Origin of the sequence: Pseudomonas sp. LFS074, from assembly GCF_047978165.1 — a bacterium.
Lineage (GTDB): Bacteria > Pseudomonadota > Gammaproteobacteria > Pseudomonadales > Pseudomonadaceae > Aquipseudomonas > Aquipseudomonas putida_P.
Window position 1 is genome coordinate 2958776 of record NZ_JBFPFV010000001.1, and the last position, 17111, is coordinate 2975886.

A 17111-nucleotide genomic window follows, 5' to 3' on the forward strand; every position below is an offset into this window, starting at 1 on the left:
GTAGCTCCTCTAGGTGGGAATGGTGTAGGCAGGGCGGCTCTAGATGCACTGGGATTGAGGTAAAGCTGATACAACGGAGCTGGCTCTTTCCTCAACGTTGAGAGCTCAGGGCATACTCGGCATTGGTGCGTTTGATCTTTCCGCACCCAGGCGTAATTCTGCGATATCGCGTTTTGGCGGCGTACCGAACTGGCGCCCGTATTCGCGGCTGAACTGCGAGGGGCTTTCATAGCCGACCTTGAAGGCAGCGGTGGCAGCATCCAGATGCTCGTTGAGCATCAACCGTTTCGCCTCGTTCAACCTTAGCCATTTCTGGTACTGCAGCGGACTCATGGCGGTGAGCTGACGGAAATGCTGATGAAAGGTCGAGAGCCCCATCTGTACCCGAGAGGCCAGCTCGTCCACGCGCAGAGGTGCGGCGTAGTTCAGCTTCATCCAGTCGATAGCCTTGGCAATTCGATGACCTTTGCTGCCCACCGAGGCGATATGGCGCAGCAAGGGAGCCTGGTCACTCAACAGCAACCGATAATGGATCTCTCGCTGAATCAGCGGCCAGAGCACGGGTATCGCATCCGGCTCCTCAAGCAGATGGATGAGACGGGCGAAGCTCTCGAACAATTTCGGGCTCAGCTTGCCCACGCCGGCGCTGGTGTGGAAGGCCTGGCCATTCAGGGGAAGGCGGCCATCCTGGGCGATCAGCTCCGCCAGTGTGCGCAGGTCTAGCTTGAACACCAAGCCGAGACAGGGCGCTGCATCGCTGGCCATGGTCACCGCTGAGTGGGCAGGGATGTTCAGCGAAGTGACCAGGAAGCGAGTCGTATCGTAGGGGAAAACGTCGCTGCCGATGACCATTTCCTTAGCGCCCTGTACGACCAGCACGATGCTCGGCTCGATAATGCAGGTGATCGGTGGGGCTGGGGCGTTACGCCGGTAGACGCTCAGGTCTGCAACGCTCGTCGCGAAGTCGCCAGCAGTTGGCGCGAGGGCGCCGATGACCCTGCATAGGTTGGCCAGTGGGTTCGTGCTTGAAGGGGGGGGTGCGCTAATGGCCATCGCGAGGGTTCCGATCACGTATGGCAAAACACTACTTCCAGGTCAGTTCAGTTGTCCATGCCCAGTGAGCAGGGGCTGGACAATCAGGCAAGAAAACTACCCGTTTGCTCTACTGATTGATCGGTTTACGCGAGGAAGATGGGTGGCAGACGAGGGGGCGGGACTGTTCAGCAGCGACGGCCTCTCGTGCCACTTCCATTTCGAGCAGACAGGAAGCCATGCATGAAGTCCTTGTTCGTTGCGTTTGCCTTGATGGCCAGTTCACTTACTGCGGGAGCCGCCGACATGTCCCATGGGGCCAACAATTTCTACAAGAGTGAACAGGTTTCACTCGAACGGGTTTCCTTCAAGAACCAGTTTCAGATGAATACGGTGGGTAACCTGTTTACCCCCAAGAACCTGAGCCGCGATACCCGTTACCCCGCCATCATCATCGGTCACCCGATGGGGGCCGTGAAGGAACAGAGCGCGAATCTTTACGCCCAGAAGCTGGCAGAGCAGGGCTTCGTCACCTTGGCCATTGATCTGTCGTTCTGGGGCGAGAGCGATGGGCGTCCGCGTAACCTGGTATCGCCGGACATTTATGCCGAAGATTTCAGTGCGGCGGTCGACTATCTTAGCGCCCAGGGTTTCGTTGATCGCAACCGTATTGGCGTGCTGGGTATCTGCGGCAGCGGCAGTTTTGCCATCAGTGCGGCGAAGATCGACCCACGCATGAAAGCGATTGCCACGGTCAGCATGTACGACATGGGCGCGGCCAATCGCAACGGCCTCAAACATAGCGTCTCTGTCGAGCAGCGCAAGAAGCTTATCGCCGAAGCAACAGCCCGGCGTGATGTCGAATTTGCGGGTGGGGATATCAAGTACACCAGTGGGACGGTCGACCAACTGACCGAGAACTCCAACGCTATCGAACGGGAATTCTACGACTTCTACCGCACACCACGGGGTGAGTTCACCCCCGAAGGGCTATCGCCACTTCTGACGACGCATCCTACTCTGACCAGCAATGTCAGGTTCATGAACTTCTATCCGTTCAATGACATCGAGACGATCTCGCCACGCCCTATGCTGTTCATTGCGGGGGAAAACGCTCATTCCCGTGAATTCAGCGAAGAGGCCTATCGCCTTGCCGGTGAACCCAAGGAGCTTGTGATCGTACCGGGTGCTGGCCATGTCGATCTCTACGACCGTGTTGGCTTGATCCCTTTCAGCAAGCTGGCCTCGTTCTTCCACGAAAACCTCAAGTAACTACTGCAGTCACCAGGCCCAGCTCTTCTCGCTGGGCCTCGGCAGCCGTGTCTTTTGAAATTGGTACATCGAGAACCGCCATGAGCAGCCCAGCAATACCCCTTCAACACTCACACCGTCAGGTCTGGAGCGCTGTCCTGGCGATGGCGCTCTGCGCCTTCGCTTTAGTGGCCTCAGAGTTTCTGCCGGTGAGTTTGCTCACGCCGATTGCATCGGACTTGTCATTGACGGAAGGCCAAGCCGGGCAGGCCATTTCCATCTCGGGTTTCTTTGCTGTCATTACCAGCCTGTGGCTGGCCAGCGTGACCCAGGGGATCGACCGCAAGCCTGTGCTGCTGGCCACAACGGCGCTCATGCTGGTATCCGGTGGGATGGTGGCGTTTGCTCCGAACTACCTGACGTTGATGGTAGGGCGAGCCATACTTGGAATCGCCATTGGCGGATACTGGTCGATGTCCACCGCAGTGGTGATGCGCATTGCGCCCGAGGCGCTCGTTCCGAAGGCGATTGCTGTGATGCAGGGCGGTACCGCGTTAGCTACGGCAATCGCAGCGCCGGTTGGAAGCTACCTAGGCGGCACCATTGGCTGGAGAGGGGCATTCTTTTGCGTGGTGCCTTTGGCTGCACTAGCGTTGATCTGGCAAACTTTTACTCTGCCGGCAATGCCGAATGAGCGGACTCAAGTATCGGCCACCGGCTCATTACGCTTGCTTGGGGACAGCAAGGTCGCCCTCGGCATGGCCGCAGTTGCGTTTCTCTTCATGGGGCAGTTCACACTCTTCACGTATCTGCGGCCTTTCCTGGAGACGGTCACGCATGTCGATGTGCCTACGCTTTCGCTCTTGCTCTTGATCATCGGTGCCGCAGGATTGGTAGGCACCATGTTAGCCGGCTCTCTCGTTAGTCATAGTCTGAACAAGGTTTTGGTGGGAATACCTTTGAGCATGACCGCCATCGCGTTCGCCGTTATCGCGATTGGTAGCTGGGTCGTTCCAGTCGCCGCAGTGCTGGGCCTATGGGGTCTGGTCGCGACTTGTGCGCCTGTGGGCTGGTTCACTTGGTTGGCCAGAGCACTGCCGCACAATGCCGAAGCCGGAGGTGGATTGATGGTCGCGGTGATTCAATTGGCAATCACTGTTGGTGCGACGGTAGGCGGGGTGCTTTACGACAGGATGGGGTATCAGGCTACCTTCATTGCCAGTGGCGTGTTCTTGCTCATCGCAACCGCTCTGAGTGTGATGACAAGTCGAAGATAGCCTGTAGTTGCCAGCGGCAGTCGGTTTAATCTATCCGTCGCAACCAGCATTGATTTCCTAAACTTTTGAAGCCGCTGCTGTGCTTTTTGCCCCAGTGGCTGGCACAGTCTTCATGCTGTCATCAGCTCATTTTGATGACCCGTGCCTTGGCCTGGACGGGAGGCCGTGTAAGATGCCGCTCAACCGAGCGTGGGCAGCCAAGGCAGCGGCTTGCTGCAGTGTTTTGCAGGACGCCGTGGGTAGCAATTAACTTTCAGCGATCCACGGCTTGATGAGCCCAGGCGGCGTAAGCCGCTTTGAGAGACTGAGGCAGGTGTCGTAAATCGGGTTTCAATCCGCCCGACTGCTTCAGCCACTCAGTCAGCCAGGCGATGACCAGAGTGCGAGTGACAGGGCTAGGCCCAACTTGGCGCTCCAGTTCGGCAGCTACATGATCTAGGAACGCGATCTTAGCGTCCAACTGGGCCAGCTGATCAACCATTGTCTTGTCCTCCTACCCCATGTGCTGCTTTGGCTCCAAGGTGTATAGAGCCAGCGCACGACCCCGGCCAGCACCCCACGCCATGGCTCGAATTACCGATTCACCAGGGCGCTTTGCATAGGCTTCCTCAATCCTGACCAAGCCTGAGCGCTCATAGATCCCGATGAACAACTGGGTATCCCCAGAGCTGGATCTGCCCATGCCCAAAATACTGCTCATCGATGTCGCATCCTTGCCTCCTGATCACCTCTCCTTCAAGCGAGCTTAGTCCGTTTCGTCTAGAGCGGCGTTTTCAATCATTTCGGGACATTCCAATACATGCCTTCTTTGACTCACGCATGCTCATATGGCCGCTGGGAATTCGGTGACTCCATGCTTCTTCACCAGGAAAGCTGCCAGTTCGGAACTCCGTATTCAGCGATGGATCATCAGATCATGGATGATCACTTTCGCGTTTAGGATGTCGCCCATTCTCCAGGTGCGATCCCTCATGAGCGTCACCAAGCATCGCCCGGTCAGAGCTAAGGCCACGATCATCTGCTCACGAAATGACAAGGTTCTGCTAGTCCGCAGGAAGGGTGCTAAATGGAAGTTTCCAAGCGGCGTGCTCGCGACCGGTGAAGCGCCAATCGTCGCCGCTGCCCGTGAGCTTTGGAAGGGGCTAGCGCTTCATCGCACAAGCTTGAACGCTGTGGGCACTGTCGAGGTAGGCAACGTTCTCCACCATATTTTTACGACTGACGTACCCGACGGTTGCTGCGTCGCGCTTGGCAGAGGCATCGTTGATTGTAAGTGGATTTGTTGGGAGGACTTGAGTTCAACCATGCTGAAGCCCACAGCCGCTGCTTTGCTTTCACGAGACCTGCAGGAGCTCGTTTACCATGATGGGCGACTGGAATGAGTGTGGGCTTTCAACACAAACTGAACGTCAAGATCAGCGTTTGGGTCGGATCGTTAACTGTCATGAAAAAGGATGTTAGCGATGAAAGCGATGACTCGAGTGTTCACTGGCCTGGCATTGGTTGGTGCTATGGGGGCTTCTTCCGCTTGGGCTGATACGCCCGGAGCTGACTGGAAGGTGAATAAGGATCAGGCCGAGGCAGCCCTGAAAGGGGCAGGCTACACCCAGATCACCAAAATCGAAGCTGACGATGGTCATTGGGAAGGTGAGGGCATCAAGGCTGACGGCAAGCAGTACGAATTCCAGGTAGATCCGCACGACGGCAAAATCATCAAAGACGAACTGGATAACTGATCAGGGCGGGTATTGCTCTCTGGGCGGCCCGCGCGTGGAGCGCGGGCTTTTTTCTGCTAGCAGTCCATTCTCTTTGGCCCTGAACAACGTTATCGGTTGTCCTCAGTCATGCCACTGTCTTCATCCTGTACCGCTTGCGAAGCTTCATCAATTTCGCTTTGCCCATTGTCCGATTTGGGCCCCGTGGTATGGCCTCCCATCCCACCCTGATGAGCTGCACCAGCTGCGCCCTGGTGATCGCTTTGGTATCCACCGCCTAAGTCTTGATCACCTTGAGGGACTTCTCGTTGAGGGTCGGATTCGCCTTCCCACGTCTGTCCGCCCGTTTGACCGGGCTCAGATGGCGGGTGTGGGTCATTCTCGAAGCCACCAGGATTGTTCTGATCGGTGCCGCCTTGTTGACCGGTCTTGTCTGGATCGTTTGCCATGATCACTTACCTCGAAGGTTCACACAGGGAGCCTGTGTTTCCTTGAGATACCGAGCAACAGCATCCCGCTCCCAATACTTTCGTACTGGCTGACCGGGGGCGCGAAAGGTCGTAAATGGTAACGTCTTGCACGATAAAGGTCGTTGCAATACGCCCCGCAAGCGGAGCGCGCCGGCCAGGATGGCCAGAGGCGTGAGGATGGAAGCCCGACCGGGCCGTACCCTGCCAACGGCAGGGTGCGGTTCACGACAGCCGTCCCCAGAGGGGCACGTCAAGGTGGCGATCAAGCTTCCGCTGCTATTCAGGCTTGAAACGCCAACTTGATTGGATTTCCCAGGCTGAGAGGGTAGGGCCGACAACTTCCCAATTGATCGTGGAACAGTATCCAAAAGAAAGCCCGCTGGGGGCGGGCAAAGGAGCTTCTATCACACGTAGGGATAGCTAACATTCCCACACCGTATGTGAAAAGGGCATGAATAATATCGGGCGAGGTCTATCGCAAACCGCTTGCGTGAGCCCAGGATGTGTAAGCCGAAACCAGGCTTTGAGGGATGCTCGGCAAGCCCTGCTCAATTTCGGCCAACTGTGACTCTCATCGCAGGCGCGTTTCGTCCGCACTACCTATGCAGCCGGGGATCCTTCGAATACTGTATTCCCATACAGTTATAGAGAATGCCGCCATGACAGGCACCAATCTGCCCGTAATGTCGATCCAAGAGTGGCGGCAGCTGCTCAACGACACCGAGGCCCTGCTCCTCGCACCTAAGAAACATCACAGGGAGCTTCTGCATCACGCATATGCGCTACGTGATACGCATGCCGTAGACTCAGGAACCTTGGCCGATATGCTGGAGCTCGCGGACGAAGCATTGATGTACGCCCACTCCGTCCAAGCTGATCCGCAGTGGTAGGCTAAATACACGCCCGGGTGGGATGGCGTCGTGTGGGATAGCAATGGCGAAAGGAAGAGATCGTGAAAAGAGATCTGAGCAAGGTACTCATGCCTGACCACCCCTGTACACCGAGGCCGTGGAAGCACTCAAGCTGTACCACCAAGCCCAGGCGAAAGGGGTAGTCGGAGCGGAGCTGAAGCGGCTCAAGCTGATGGCCGAGCATCGCTTCCAGGCGTTCACCGACTACCAGTTGCACGCCCTAGGCGGGCCCACAGAGAAAGGTCATTAACAGGCGGCCTGCATCAGGCCGATACCCTGCATGCAAGGTGTGGAAATTTGCCATGTACGTGACCAGTGATTTTTATCGATGCTTACCAGCCGTTTGCATTCGACGTGGCCAGCCACTTGCAATCGTTACGACCAATCGCCCACATGGCTAAGAGGCGCAAGCAGTAATTCACGATTGACCGCTAACGACCCATAGCGGCCATCCAACTGCTGGCGCTATTTATTATTCTCTTGCCCTCGCCGTTCCTTGGTGGAACGCCAATTGCCAATCGCATCCTACTTGGCGCCATATCGAGCTTCTCAAAGACTCGCTACCGCCGCTCGGATCAAGAACAGCGCATCGATAGGTGCTCAGCACCACTGTTTCGGAGAGGATGCGTATCTGAAAATCGTAGATCTGACGCTGGACAAAGTCTTGTTCCAGCAAGGCGTCGATGATCTGTGCTCGGTTCCAAACGACACCATTCGCGCCAAATTCTACAAAATCTGGAGCCAGCAAGCTGTTCAGTATGTCGCGATCAAGACGAGTTTTGCGCTCAAGCAGACGTACTTCCAGCGCGTGAATGGCTGACTCCAGCCATGCCTTCGAAACACTCATGTTGTTGACCTTCTCGTGTGAAACATAATCCCCCCGATAGGCATGGCTGGATGGAACCAAACCGTTACTGTTGGTCTGGAAACACTGCCGAAACAGTTTGCGCGGCTGCGGAGCAGGGCAAATCTGCTGATTAGCCATTACAAGCGCCAGTTGATCGTAACTCGCCAACTGGCATGGCGCATGCAGCATGTCTACGGCGTACCCTTTTAGGTCTTATCTCATGGATAGCATCAGCTTGTTACCCAAGCTCCTTGTCCGCAAGCCTGTCAGTGACGATGCCGCTGCCATAGCCATCCTTCACATCCGCAGTTGGCAAAGCGCCTACGTAGGGCTGCTGTCGAAACGATACCTGAGCGCCTTAGACACCAGTGTGGAACGCCGTGTGGTGTTCCTGAAGCAGGCAATCGAGTCTGGCAGCCCCTCAATTCGCGTGGCCGAATTGGATGGGCAAGTGATTGGGTGGGTTTCGTTCGGCCCTAGCCGTGACCAGGATGCTCCCAACGGCACTGCTGAACTGATGGCAATCTACCTCGACCCATTATGCTGGGCACGTGGTATTGGCACGGCTCTTTGGGCAGAGGCCCGGCAGGCATTGATGGGCCATGGCTATCAACAGGTTTGTGCGTGGGTGCTCGACGGCAACGAGCGAGCCACACGCTTTTACTGCAAGCATGGTTTTTCAGCGCAGGCAGGAAGCCAACGCATCTTTGAAGAAAATTGTGAACCCCTCTCGCTTACCCGCTATGGCTTGATGCTCGATTCATGACGAAACAGGTCGCTCTGCGTGCATTCACTCTGGCCGATCAAGCGGCGCTGGAGCGCTGGGCAATTGGAGCGCGTGCTTTGCACTACATGGCACGAACACAACCCAGTCGAAAGGCATTGCTCTGGCAAGTTATCGTTGTCGATGGGCGAGACATCGGCACGATCTGGGTAGAGTCCTGCGACCATCCAACCCATGCCAGCCTTGGCGTGCTGCTGGGCGACACCGCTCTGATGGGGCAAGGGATCGGACGACGAGCCATGCAGCTTGCGCTTGATCAACTGGCGTAGACCACTGCCTGCTGGCAGTAACGCTAAACGTACGGTCAACCAATATGCGTGCCATCAAATGCTATCTGGGTTGTGGTTTCCGTGTTTGCGACAGATTTGTTCGCACATCCGCCACAGGTAGTTATGAGGTTCTAAAAATGATCAAGGATTTGACTGTTTGACGTCCCTTCAATGTTCCGTCTGGGTCAATCGTGGTCAGTCGAACCGGCTGCTTTCGACCCATTGCAGGGGAGAATCACTGCTTCTGCGATAGATAAGCTAGTCGAGAAGCTCAACGTAACTAGACTCGCCCTCACCCGTCGCACCGGATAACCATCCCCAAACAAAATGAAGCGTCGTGCGTCCGAGATCGTCTTGGCCAATCTCACCCCGCGACCAGCCAGCAAGGATCTCATCCTCAGTGGTAAGGCAGTGATAAAGAAGCTCGATTGTGTTGCTGCCGGTCACCCGCCCCACTTGACTGCCCAAGCGGATCCGGCCGCCGTGGTATGTGCCGGTGATGGCCCCACCGTCGACGAAATAGTGAAATATCGTTCCAGTACCAGAGAGCCCTTGGGAGTTGTTGGCTACGGTGAATCGACGGTTGTTCAACCGCTCGTGAATTTCGGAACTTGCCATAAGCTACTTGCCCTCACCTGGAAATCCATTTCAGAAGCGCAAAGCCTATACCTAGATGGCTGGGGCTTCTATCTGAATGTCCGCAATGGGTCGGTAGCGGACAGTCGCGGCTGACCGCATTCGACCCGAATGCTAGCTGTCAACACCGACCGCCAGCGAGGCAAGCTTATTTTGCATGACGAGCTTACTCTTGCTGTATCAGCAGCCATTTGCATCACCTAATGCAAGCGGAGCGCGCAGCCCATGGATGGGCAGAGGCGTGAGGATGGAAGCCCGGTAGGGCCGTTCCCCTGGCAGCGCCAGGGTGCGGTTTACGACACCCGTCCCCCCGCTGGGGCACGCCCAGTGGGAGATCTGCTTCCGACCTCCGCTATCTACTGGAACGGCTGTTGGTATTCGCCGGCGTGGATGTAACGGGGCGGTGCAGATGCGCGCCGGTTGGATCGGTGATTTGGATGACGTTGCCGTACTCCCATCCATCCGCCTGAGGATCAGCTGCAGGAATACGAATGTCGGCCCGCTGAGCTTTGATTCTTGTCGCATCAACGCCCAAGCGTCGATTGCGCTGCTCAACCATTGCAGCATCAACCTGCCCATCTGCGGTAAAGCCCATCATCAACTGCGGCACACCCACAGGCAGCGCTTTGTCCTGGTCGGTGTGCCAGGTATGCCATGTCTTTCCATATGTATGCGCAAGTCGCTCCATCAGAGCATGTTCAGCTGGTGCAGGAATGCCTGGGGCGATCAGTTGCCCAGAAGAGACCTCGTAGACATGGCTATGCCACATCGCCTTCTCTTTGGCTGGTAACCCGGCAAAAAGCTTCTCGTTGATGATGTATTCCACGCCCATGACCTTCGCGCCCTTTGTGTTGCCGTCGAAGATCACGCACTGGATAACATCCTCATTCAGGATTGAACAGTAGTGATGCGCCTCCATCTGCACACCGGGATGCCCATTATAGAAATGAAAGCCATCTAGGTAGACGTTGATGGCCTCAATGGGCGGCTTGGACTGTAGTGCCGCTGCACCGGCTTCCAGCAGCTGGGTTGTGGCTGATATAGGTCTGCCGGGTGACTCTACAGGCGACTTTGTTTCGGGAGCGGAGCAAGCCCCCAGTAGGGTGCAGGCGAGGGGAAGGGATATCGACTGAATCAACTGTCGCATGAGCGCACCTCTAGTATTGTTCCTAGAGGACAACCTAGGTCTTAGAAGCGGACAACCCACAGGACGAATGGCCGGGTTCGAAGAGGAATTGCGGGCAAAAGAAAGCCCGCTGCTAGACGGGCAAGGGAGCTTGTATCACACGTAGGGATAGCTAACATTCCCACAACGCATGTGAAAATGACGTCAATAAACTCGGCGGTGAAGGCTGTACCTGTCAAACCCCCGCGCTCTTGAGTGGATGTGGTCTAGCGGTTGCGTAAGGTATCCAGTGCAGGTGACCAGACTTTATGTCCGCAGCGTTCACACACGACTGAGTCTTGAGGTTCATGGAAGGTTGGGAAGCCGCAGCTGACGCAACAGTGCAGGCCAGCGTTCGGCGGCGAAAGGTACTCTGGACGATGTTCAACTGGCAGCACTGACAGCCCTGGCCGGGTGTCGTCTGGCCCATAGAAATAAAGACTGAGATCGCCATCAGTTTCCAATATGCCGAGCCGAACCTGGCCGAGATGCTCCACGCCTTGTTGGCGCAGCTCCATGAAGAGCTCGTTGGACGAGATGTTCAAATTCCGCAGCGAATGGATCTCGTACATTCCTTCCTTTACGACTGTGATGGGCAACCCATCGATCCAGGCCTCGCATGTTCTGCTGCGCCTCATCATGTAGACGGTTCCGCGATAGAGCAGCAAAAGCGTGAGGAAAACCAATGCGACCGGGAGGAGGGGTACATCTTCGTAGAAAGTCACATCGCCTGCGGCTGAGCCCAAGGTGAGGATCACCACGAGCTCGAATCGGGAGAGCTGCCTGATTCCGCGTCGACCACTGAACTTCAAGAAGAAGAACACGGCCAGGAAAGCTGCAGAAACTCGCAAGGCAACCTCTAGGAGGAAGGTCATTGGAAATTCGCCTATCAGCATCCGTTGCAGATCGAATGTGACCATTCTCTGTTCCTTTTTTTAGTTATTGATCGAGCGTCGGGCAGGCCGCTTCCCTAGCGCTTACTCGTTCGTTGTAGAGAGCCTTGAGGTCAAAAGAAGGTAACCGTCTGGCCAACTCCACCCCTCAGCACACAGACCAGCTCGGACAAGAACGGGTGGAAAACAAAGCCTTGCCCGCAGGTATACCCATTGAATAAGCCTGTATCTGACGTAGGTCATGCAGAGCCTGCCAGCGGGTCGCAATCGACGATGGCTTCATTGTATACTTCGGCTCCGCATACCCCTTGAGCTACAGGAACATCAGCATGACTGTACTCCAAACGATCTACTGGCAGCCTACGCCGCCTTAGCGCTACGCCCCCTCGCAACAACCTGCTTCCGCTAGCCTCGCTCGCGGGTGCTCACTGCTGTACGCCTGGTTTTACACCTTAAGCACACAGCAAAAAATCCTCAAAATTTGAATTTGTATCGATTCGCTCGCCACTCCCTTGGCGTGCGCGATGCTTTGCCTTGGATATTTATATGCTGCAAAAACTTAGACAAACGTGGTTTTCCAACGTCCGTGCCGACGTGCTCGCGGGGCTGGTGGTCGCACTCGCGCTGATCCCGGAAGCCATCGCCTTTTCCATCATCGCCGGGGTAGATCCCAAAGTCGGTCTCTACGCCTCCTTCTGTATCTGTGCTGTCATCGCCTTTGTCGGCGGGCGCCCCGGAATGATCTCGGCGGCGACAGGAGCCATGGCACTGCTGATGGTTACGCTGGTAAAAGAGCATGGACTCCAGTACCTGCTGGCCGCGACGCTACTATGTGGCGTACTTCAAATCCTTGCCGGCTACCTGAAGCTCGGCTCGTTGATGCGCTTTGTTTCACGCTCGGTAGTCACCGGCTTCGTAAACGCATTAGCGATTCTGATTTTTATGGCGCAATTGCCTGAGCTGACCAATGTCACCTGGCATGTCTATGCCATGACCGCTGCGGGCCTGGGAATCATCTACCTGTTCCCGTATGTACCGAAAATCGGCAAGGTGATTCCCTCTCCATTGGTGTGCATTCTGACGCTGACTGCCATCGCCATTTACCTCGGTTTGGATATCCGCACCGTCGGTGACATGGGCCAACTGCCTGATACGCTCCCGATCTTCCTCTGGCCTGAAGTTCCGCTGAATTTTGAAACCCTGCGCATCATTTTCCCGTACTCGGCTGCGTTGGCAGTAGTGGGTCTACTCGAATCAATGATGACCGCGACCATCGTCGACGACCTTACCGACACCACCAGCAACAAAAACCGCGAGTGCAAAGGCCAGGGTGTGGCCAACATCGCTGCCGGCATGCTTGGCGGCATGGCAGGTTGCGCCATGATCGGCCAGTCGATCATCAACGTGAAATCTGGTGGCCGCACCCGTCTCTCGACATTGTGTGCCGGCGTTTTCCTGCTGCTGATGGTGGTATTTCTTGGCGAGTGGCTCTCCAAAATCCCTATGGCGGCACTCGTGGCTGTGATGATCATGGTGTCCATCGGCACCTTTAGCTGGGATTCCTTGCGTAATCTGAAAGAGCATCCGCTGTCGACCAACCTCGTCATGGTGGCGACCGTCGTGGTCGTCGTGGCCACTCACAATCTGGCTTACGGCGTACTGGTAGGTGTGCTGCTGGCCTCCCTGTTCTTCGCAAACAAGGTCGGGCACTACCTGGATATCAAGAGCACTCTTGAAGAGACGAAATCGCATCGGACTTACCGCGTCGTGGGCCAGGTGTTCTTTAGCTCTGCGGACAAGTTCACTGAGGTTTTTGACTTCAAGGAGGCGCTCAACAAGGTCACCATCGATCTCACACAGGCGCATTTCTGGGATATCACCGCCGTCGCAGCGCTGGATAAGGTCGTGATCAAGTTCCGACGCGAAGGCGCTGAGGTTGAAGTGCTCGGTCTCAATGAAGCCAGCGCGACAATCGTTGACCGCTTCGGCGTGCATGACAAACCCGGTGCCATCGACAAGCTCATGAGCCACTAAGGAGAACGACAATGACCCGCGTAATGGCATGCATTGATAACTCACAATCCTCATTGGCGGTCTGCGATTACGCAGCATGGGCCTCGCAACGACTCAGCGCTCCCCTGACCTTGCTTCATGTGCTGGATAAGGAGAAATATCCTGCATCCGCTGACCTCAGCGGCAATATCGGTCTCGGTAGCAGAGAACATCTGCTGGAAGAGTTGGCCATGCTGGATGCGCAGCGGGCAAAACTGGCGTTGGAGCATGGGCAGCACATGCTTGAAAAAGCTCGCGAGCGAACAGTTCACTCTGGCGCCATGTCACCTGATATGAAGCAGCGCCATGGCCATCTCGTCGAGAGCCTGAGCGATCTCCAAGACGATATTCGGTTACTGGTGATTGGAAGAGTCGGTGAGGACAGCACGCGCAGTGCCCAAAGTCTTGGCAGCCAGATTGAAGCGATAGTCCGAACTATCCACCGCCCCACCCTGATTACAACCAGCCATTTCAGGAAACCTGAAACGGTCATGGTGGCATTTGACGGCAGCGCAACAGGCCACAAGACCTTACAGATGCTTGCTTCAAGCCCGCTGTGCGAAGGCCTGCCAATTCATATCGTCATGGTTGGAACGGATTCTGAAGACAACCAGAACGCGCTGGAGAAGGCACGAACCACGCTTGCGTCTTCCGGCTCGCTGGTGCATTCCGAGATCCGCCCAGGCGAAGTAGAGTCCACACTGCATGCGTATCAGGCAGAGCACGGCATTGACCTCTTGGTCATGGGGGCGTACGGGCACTCACGCATCAGGCACTTTCTGATAGGCAGCACGACCACGACGATGCTGCGTACATCCACTGTACCCTTATTGCTGCTTCGCTGAGCCAGTTCCACTGGCCACAGTATTTCCAGAACTGAGGAAATACCGTGGCCACCCTGGACGATGACTAACTGATCTTGCCGCTACGAGACCACATGCAACTCATAACTGAAATTGTTCACCCCGAGCTGAAATCCAAGCAGGGCAGAGTATTCCGTCGACATGCAGCTCGCGGCATCGTGATGCGGGGTGAACAGATCCTGTTGCTGTTCACCGAGCGCTATAACGATTTCAGCTTTCCTGGAGGCGGCCTTGATGGTGACGAGGACATTGTCGCAGGCCTGAAGCGTGAGCTTGAGGAAGAGACTGGTGCTCGTGAAATACAGGTGCTCCAGCACTACGGTTACATCGAGGAGTACCGGCCCTACCAAAAGCCACAGTACGATCTGATGCACATGACCTCGCATTTTTATCAATGCGAAGTAGCGCCCCAGCTAGAGCCGGTGAGAATGGAAAGCCACGAAATCGCTAATGGTATGCGGCCTGTCTGGATCAACCTGCATGAAGCCATCGCACACAATGAAGCCGTCATGCAGCGTCACGAGTCTTCGATGGGGCAGTCAATTCTGCGCGAAACCTACATGCTGAGAAAAGTCGCTTCCGAATTGTTGATGCCAATCAGCCTTTGAGCTGACTATTTGGCGAAGTCCACTTAGCCTGCCTCAGGCAAGCATCCAATGCTGCGGGAGTAATTGCGTGATTTCGCTCGCCCGCTGTGTCGGAAGCCGCATCAGTACATCCTTGAGATAGGCATACGGATCGTGCCCATTCATACGCGCCGACTGGATCAGGCTCATGATTGCCGCCGCCCTTTTTCCACTGCGCAGCGACCCGGCAAATAACCAGTTCGAGCGCCCAAGCGCCCACGGCCGGATCAAATTCTCGATCTGGTTATTGTCGATGGGCACAGCACCATCTTCCAGGTAGCGCGTCAGCGCTACCCAGCGTTTAAGGCTGTAATCCAGGGCCTTGGCCGTGGCCGAACCCTCGGGCACAAGTTCGCGTTGGGCCAACATCCACTCATGCAGTTTTTCAGCGATGGGCACCGCTGTTTCCTGACGTAATCGCCAGCGGGCTTCGTCGCTCATTTCCTTGGCGTGTCGCTCGACTTCATACAACCCGCCAATCGAGTGAAGCGCCTGCTCCGCCAACTGGCTTTTATTGGCTGCATGCAGGTCGAAGAATTTGCGGCGTGCATGGGCCATGCAGCCGATTTCGGTGATGCCCAGCTCGAAGCTGGCCTTGTAGCCGGCGAAGTCATCGCAGACCAGCTTACCGTTCCACGTGCCCAGGAAGTTACGCGCATGTTCGCCGGCACGGCTGGGGCTGAAGTCGTAGACCACGGCCTTTAGGGCCGAGAAAGGCGTGGTGCTATAGGCCCACACGTAAGCGCGGTGGGTTTTCTTTTCGCCTGGTGCGAGCATCTGAACCGGGGTCTCATCGGCGTGGATCACGCCCTGGGCCAACACATGCTCACGCAGCGCATCGACCAGAGGCTGGAGCTGCACACCGGTCTGTCCGATCCATTGCGCCAGTGTCGAACGGGCGATGGGCAGTCCGGCCCGACCAAAAATCTTCTCCTGCCGGTACAGCGGTAAATGGTCGGCGAACTTCGCCACCATCACGTGGGCCAAAAGGCCTGCGGTCGGGATGCCCTTGTCGATCACTTGGGCCGGTACAGGCGCCTGGATCAGTGTTTCACACTGACGGCACGTCCATTTTCCACGCACATGCCGCTCAACTGTGAACACGCCCGGAGTGTAATCGAGCTTCTCGCTGACGTCTTCGCCGATTCGCTGAAGCTGGCAGCCGCACACGCACTGAGTATTCTCTGGTTCGTGACGGATCACGGTTCGCGGAAACTGCGGCGGCAGTGGTGCACGCTTGGGCTTATGACGTGGCTCGGCCGGTGCGGCCGGCGGATTGGCTGCCTTCAGCTCGGCTTCGATAGCTGCGATATCGGTATCGAGCAGATCATCAAGCAGACTGCCTTGGTCGGGGCTCAGTTGCTCGCTGCGCTTGGCGAACTTGTGTCGCTTGAGGATGGCGATTTCATGAGCCAGTTGCTCGTTGACCGTTTCGAGGCGTTGGATTTTCTGGCTCATGGAGTCGACCTGGGACAGCAACTGCATAGCCTGTTCGGCCAAGCCGCGCAGCTGTTCCGGTGTCATCTGGTCGAGATTGGGCGAGGAAGTCATGCCGCTGATTGTGTCAGAGCAGGTCGTCAACAGCGATAAACCGATGGGCTAATGGCAGGGGCTAAAGCACTGTGATCGCGCTGCCTGCGCCGACCCGCTGCCACGGCAAACCCAGTACCAAGGCTTGAAGTTGCTCGTTATCGAGTTCGACTTCCGATCCGTGACGGATGCCGGGCCAATGAAACTTGCCTTGGTTCAATCGTCGCGCTGCCAGCCAAATGCCCACACCGTCATGCACCAAGACTTTCATTCGGTTGGCACGGCGATTAGCGAAGAGGTATGCGCAGTGCGGCTTCGCCACACCGAACACCGCGATCACCCTGGCCAGCGCGGTCTCGGTACCGGCGCGCATGTCCATAGGCTCGGTGGCAAGCCAGATGGCATCGATCCGAATCATTCCAACAGGTCTCGCAGAAAGGTGGCACAGGCGACAGCGCTTTCGGTCGGCCAGTTCACTTTGACGGTGCCACGCGGGTGCTGGATTTCAATGCAGATACTTGATGAAGCTGCCTGCGAATGTCCTCCGGCTAGCGGCAAGGGCACTGGAATGAAAGCAGGTTGCAGCGCCATAGTTTTGTTCGTGAGTACCCTAATCCATTTATGTACGAGGTTCGCGTTAAGGCTGTGCTTCTGCGCGACGCTGGCAATCGATGCGCCGGGCTGGGCGCACTCTTGGACAACTTGGGCCTTGAAGGATTTTGAATAGGAACGGCGTTGTGACTGCATGGAAAGACCCGCTTAAAAGGCTAGAAATGGTGTCCACTTAAAT

20 protein-coding genes and 1 pseudogene are annotated in these 17111 nt (G+C 56.3%); 11 read left to right on the plus strand and 10 right to left on the minus strand.

Features of this window, described 5'->3' with window-relative positions; genetic code table 11:
* Positions 1-105 precede the first annotated feature (105 nt).
* The gene (locus ACNQP3_RS13525; RefSeq protein WP_264317296.1) at positions 106-1053 is read right to left on the minus strand and encodes an AraC family transcriptional regulator; all 948 of its coding nucleotides are present in this window, start codon (positions 1051-1053) and stop codon (positions 106-108) included.
* A gap of 222 nt (positions 1054-1275) precedes the next feature.
* Here ACNQP3_RS13525 and ACNQP3_RS13530 point away from each other — a divergent pair, with 222 nt between their 5' ends.
* Together ACNQP3_RS13530 and ACNQP3_RS13535 are read left to right on the plus strand one after the other, a co-directional pair.
* Positions 1276-2304, plus strand: a complete 1029-nt coding sequence (locus ACNQP3_RS13530; RefSeq protein ID WP_264317194.1) for an alpha/beta hydrolase — start codon at positions 1276-1278, stop codon at positions 2302-2304.
* An 80-nt stretch (positions 2305-2384) separates the two neighbouring features.
* Positions 2385-3560, plus strand: coding sequence for an MFS transporter (locus ACNQP3_RS13535; protein WP_264317195.1), 1176 nt, complete (start codon positions 2385-2387; stop codon positions 3558-3560).
* 253 nt (positions 3561-3813) lie between these two features.
* Here the strand turns inward: ACNQP3_RS13535 and ACNQP3_RS13540 are convergent, their stop codons facing one another.
* The gene (locus ACNQP3_RS13540) at positions 3814-4041 is read right to left on the minus strand and encodes a hypothetical protein (RefSeq protein ID WP_264317196.1); all 228 of its coding nucleotides are present in this window, start codon (positions 4039-4041) and stop codon (positions 3814-3816) included.
* 490 nt (positions 4042-4531) lie between these two features.
* On the opposite strand from ACNQP3_RS13540, the gene ACNQP3_RS13545 reads away from it, so the two are divergent.
* Both ACNQP3_RS13545 and ACNQP3_RS13550 read left to right on the plus strand, forming a co-directional pair.
* The gene (locus tag ACNQP3_RS13545) at positions 4532-4942 is read left to right on the plus strand and encodes an NUDIX domain-containing protein (protein ID WP_264317197.1); all 411 of its coding nucleotides are present in this window, start codon (positions 4532-4534) and stop codon (positions 4940-4942) included.
* An 81-nt stretch (positions 4943-5023) separates the two neighbouring features.
* Entirely contained in the window at positions 5024-5296 is a 273-nt protein-coding gene (locus ACNQP3_RS13550; RefSeq protein WP_264317198.1) for a PepSY domain-containing protein, read from the plus strand.
* 89 nt (positions 5297-5385) lie between these two features.
* Here ACNQP3_RS13550 and ACNQP3_RS13555 read toward each other — a convergent pair whose 3' ends face one another.
* Complete coding sequence (locus ACNQP3_RS13555; RefSeq protein ID WP_264317199.1) at positions 5386-5724, minus strand: stress-induced protein; 339 nt, start codon at positions 5722-5724, stop codon at positions 5386-5388.
* Positions 5725-6404: 680 nt separating this feature from the next.
* On the opposite strand from ACNQP3_RS13555, the gene ACNQP3_RS13560 reads away from it, so the two are divergent.
* Both ACNQP3_RS13560 and ACNQP3_RS13565 read left to right on the plus strand, forming a co-directional pair.
* Positions 6405-6635 (plus strand): hypothetical protein, encoded by a 231-nt coding sequence (locus ACNQP3_RS13560; RefSeq protein ID WP_264317200.1) that lies wholly within the window; start codon positions 6405-6407, stop codon positions 6633-6635.
* 62 nt (positions 6636-6697) lie between these two features.
* Positions 6698-6906 (plus strand): annotated as a pseudogene (locus tag ACNQP3_RS13565) (hypothetical protein).
* Positions 6907-7128: 222 nt separating this feature from the next.
* On the opposite strand, the gene ACNQP3_RS13570 reads toward ACNQP3_RS13565, so the two are convergent.
* Positions 7129-7641, minus strand: coding sequence for a nuclear transport factor 2 family protein (locus ACNQP3_RS13570; protein WP_264317201.1), 513 nt, complete (start codon positions 7639-7641; stop codon positions 7129-7131).
* Positions 7642-7723: 82 nt separating this feature from the next.
* Here ACNQP3_RS13570 and ACNQP3_RS13575 point away from each other — a divergent pair, with 82 nt between their 5' ends.
* Both ACNQP3_RS13575 and ACNQP3_RS13580 read left to right on the plus strand, forming a co-directional pair.
* Positions 7724-8269 carry a GNAT family N-acetyltransferase gene (locus ACNQP3_RS13575; protein ID WP_264317202.1) on the plus strand — a complete coding sequence of 182 codons (546 nt, stop codon included), beginning with the start codon at positions 7724-7726 and terminating at the stop codon, positions 8267-8269.
* Positions 8266-8556, plus strand: coding sequence for a hypothetical protein (locus tag ACNQP3_RS13580; protein WP_264317203.1), 291 nt, complete (start codon positions 8266-8268; stop codon positions 8554-8556). Before ACNQP3_RS13575 ends, ACNQP3_RS13580 begins: the two co-directional genes overlap by 4 nt.
* Positions 8557-8814: 258 nt before the next feature.
* Here the strand turns inward: ACNQP3_RS13580 and ACNQP3_RS13585 are convergent, their stop codons facing one another.
* The 3 genes from ACNQP3_RS13585 to ACNQP3_RS13595 all read right to left on the minus strand — a co-directional run bounded on the left by ACNQP3_RS13585 (position 8815) and on the right by ACNQP3_RS13595 (position 11277).
* The gene (locus ACNQP3_RS13585) at positions 8815-9174 is read right to left on the minus strand and encodes a hypothetical protein (protein ID WP_264317204.1); all 360 of its coding nucleotides are present in this window, start codon (positions 9172-9174) and stop codon (positions 8815-8817) included.
* Between the two features lie 370 nt (positions 9175-9544).
* Positions 9545-10339, minus strand: a complete 795-nt coding sequence (locus tag ACNQP3_RS13590; protein WP_264317205.1) for an OBAP family protein — start codon at positions 10337-10339, stop codon at positions 9545-9547.
* Positions 10340-10584: 245 nt separating this feature from the next.
* Positions 10585-11277: a DUF421 domain-containing protein gene (locus tag ACNQP3_RS13595; RefSeq protein ID WP_264317206.1), complete on the minus strand. Its 693-nt coding sequence runs from the start codon at positions 11275-11277 to the stop codon at positions 10585-10587.
* A gap of 519 nt (positions 11278-11796) precedes the next feature.
* Here ACNQP3_RS13595 and ACNQP3_RS13600 point away from each other — a divergent pair.
* From ACNQP3_RS13600 to ACNQP3_RS13610, 3 genes are all read left to right on the plus strand, one after another.
* Complete coding sequence (locus ACNQP3_RS13600) at positions 11797-13284, plus strand: SulP family inorganic anion transporter (RefSeq protein ID WP_009684101.1); 1488 nt, start codon at positions 11797-11799, stop codon at positions 13282-13284.
* Between the two features lie 11 nt (positions 13285-13295).
* Positions 13296-14147, plus strand: coding sequence for a universal stress protein (locus ACNQP3_RS13605; RefSeq protein ID WP_264316680.1), 852 nt, complete (start codon positions 13296-13298; stop codon positions 14145-14147).
* A 92-nt stretch (positions 14148-14239) separates the two neighbouring features.
* Positions 14240-14773, plus strand: coding sequence for an NUDIX hydrolase (locus ACNQP3_RS13610; protein WP_009684099.1), 534 nt, complete (start codon positions 14240-14242; stop codon positions 14771-14773).
* Between the two features lie 33 nt (positions 14774-14806).
* Here the strand turns inward: ACNQP3_RS13610 and tnpC are convergent, their stop codons facing one another.
* The 3 genes from tnpC to tnpA all read right to left on the minus strand — a co-directional run bounded on the left by tnpC (position 14807) and on the right by tnpA (position 17068).
* A complete protein-coding gene (tnpC, locus tag ACNQP3_RS13615; RefSeq protein ID WP_009684098.1) occupies positions 14807-16342 on the minus strand; it encodes an IS66 family transposase in 1536 nt (511 codons plus the stop codon).
* Positions 16343-16403: 61 nt separating this feature from the next.
* The gene (gene tnpB / locus ACNQP3_RS13620; protein ID WP_009684097.1) at positions 16404-16739 is read right to left on the minus strand and encodes an IS66 family insertion sequence element accessory protein TnpB; all 336 of its coding nucleotides are present in this window, start codon (positions 16737-16739) and stop codon (positions 16404-16406) included.
* Positions 16736-17068 (minus strand): IS66-like element accessory protein TnpA, encoded by a 333-nt coding sequence (gene tnpA, locus ACNQP3_RS13625; RefSeq protein WP_009684096.1) that lies wholly within the window; start codon positions 17066-17068, stop codon positions 16736-16738. Before tnpA ends, tnpB begins: the two co-directional genes overlap by 4 nt.
* Positions 17069-17111: the final 43 nt, after the last annotated feature.

What these genes read in the sequence shown, in the direction of transcription:
- ACNQP3_RS13525 (WP_264317296.1), bottom strand. Translation starts at nt 1,053, where the DNA reads ATGGCCATTAGCGCACCCCCCCCTTCAAGCACGAACCCACTGGCCAAC.
- ACNQP3_RS13530 (WP_264317194.1), top strand. Translation starts at nt 1,276, where the DNA reads ATGAAGTCCTTGTTCGTTGCGTTTGCCTTGATGGCCAGTTCACTTACT.
- ACNQP3_RS13535 (WP_264317195.1), top strand. Translation starts at nt 2,385, where the DNA reads ATGAGCAGCCCAGCAATACCCCTTCAACACTCACACCGTCAGGTCTGG.
- ACNQP3_RS13540 (WP_264317196.1), bottom strand. Translation starts at nt 4,041, where the DNA reads ATGGTTGATCAGCTGGCCCAGTTGGACGCTAAGATCGCGTTCCTAGAT.
- ACNQP3_RS13545 (WP_264317197.1), top strand. Translation starts at nt 4,532, where the DNA reads ATGAGCGTCACCAAGCATCGCCCGGTCAGAGCTAAGGCCACGATCATC.
- ACNQP3_RS13550 (WP_264317198.1), top strand. Translation starts at nt 5,024, where the DNA reads ATGAAAGCGATGACTCGAGTGTTCACTGGCCTGGCATTGGTTGGTGCT.
- ACNQP3_RS13555 (WP_264317199.1), bottom strand. Translation starts at nt 5,724, where the DNA reads ATGGCAAACGATCCAGACAAGACCGGTCAACAAGGCGGCACCGATCAG.
- ACNQP3_RS13560 (WP_264317200.1), top strand. Translation starts at nt 6,405, where the DNA reads ATGACAGGCACCAATCTGCCCGTAATGTCGATCCAAGAGTGGCGGCAG.
- ACNQP3_RS13570 (WP_264317201.1), bottom strand. Translation starts at nt 7,641, where the DNA reads ATGGCTAATCAGCAGATTTGCCCTGCTCCGCAGCCGCGCAAACTGTTT.
- ACNQP3_RS13575 (WP_264317202.1), top strand. Translation starts at nt 7,724, where the DNA reads ATGGATAGCATCAGCTTGTTACCCAAGCTCCTTGTCCGCAAGCCTGTC.
- ACNQP3_RS13580 (WP_264317203.1), top strand. Translation starts at nt 8,266, where the DNA reads ATGACGAAACAGGTCGCTCTGCGTGCATTCACTCTGGCCGATCAAGCG.
- ACNQP3_RS13585 (WP_264317204.1), bottom strand. Translation starts at nt 9,174, where the DNA reads ATGGCAAGTTCCGAAATTCACGAGCGGTTGAACAACCGTCGATTCACC.
- ACNQP3_RS13590 (WP_264317205.1), bottom strand. Translation starts at nt 10,339, where the DNA reads ATGCGACAGTTGATTCAGTCGATATCCCTTCCCCTCGCCTGCACCCTA.
- ACNQP3_RS13595 (WP_264317206.1), bottom strand. Translation starts at nt 11,277, where the DNA reads ATGGTCACATTCGATCTGCAACGGATGCTGATAGGCGAATTTCCAATG.
- ACNQP3_RS13600 (WP_009684101.1), top strand. Translation starts at nt 11,797, where the DNA reads ATGCTGCAAAAACTTAGACAAACGTGGTTTTCCAACGTCCGTGCCGAC.
- ACNQP3_RS13605 (WP_264316680.1), top strand. Translation starts at nt 13,296, where the DNA reads ATGACCCGCGTAATGGCATGCATTGATAACTCACAATCCTCATTGGCG.
- ACNQP3_RS13610 (WP_009684099.1), top strand. Translation starts at nt 14,240, where the DNA reads ATGCAACTCATAACTGAAATTGTTCACCCCGAGCTGAAATCCAAGCAG.
- tnpC (WP_009684098.1), bottom strand. Translation starts at nt 16,342, where the DNA reads ATGACTTCCTCGCCCAATCTCGACCAGATGACACCGGAACAGCTGCGC.
- tnpB (WP_009684097.1), bottom strand. Translation starts at nt 16,739, where the DNA reads ATGATTCGGATCGATGCCATCTGGCTTGCCACCGAGCCTATGGACATG.
- tnpA (WP_009684096.1), bottom strand. Translation starts at nt 17,068, where the DNA reads ATGCAGTCACAACGCCGTTCCTATTCAAAATCCTTCAAGGCCCAAGTT.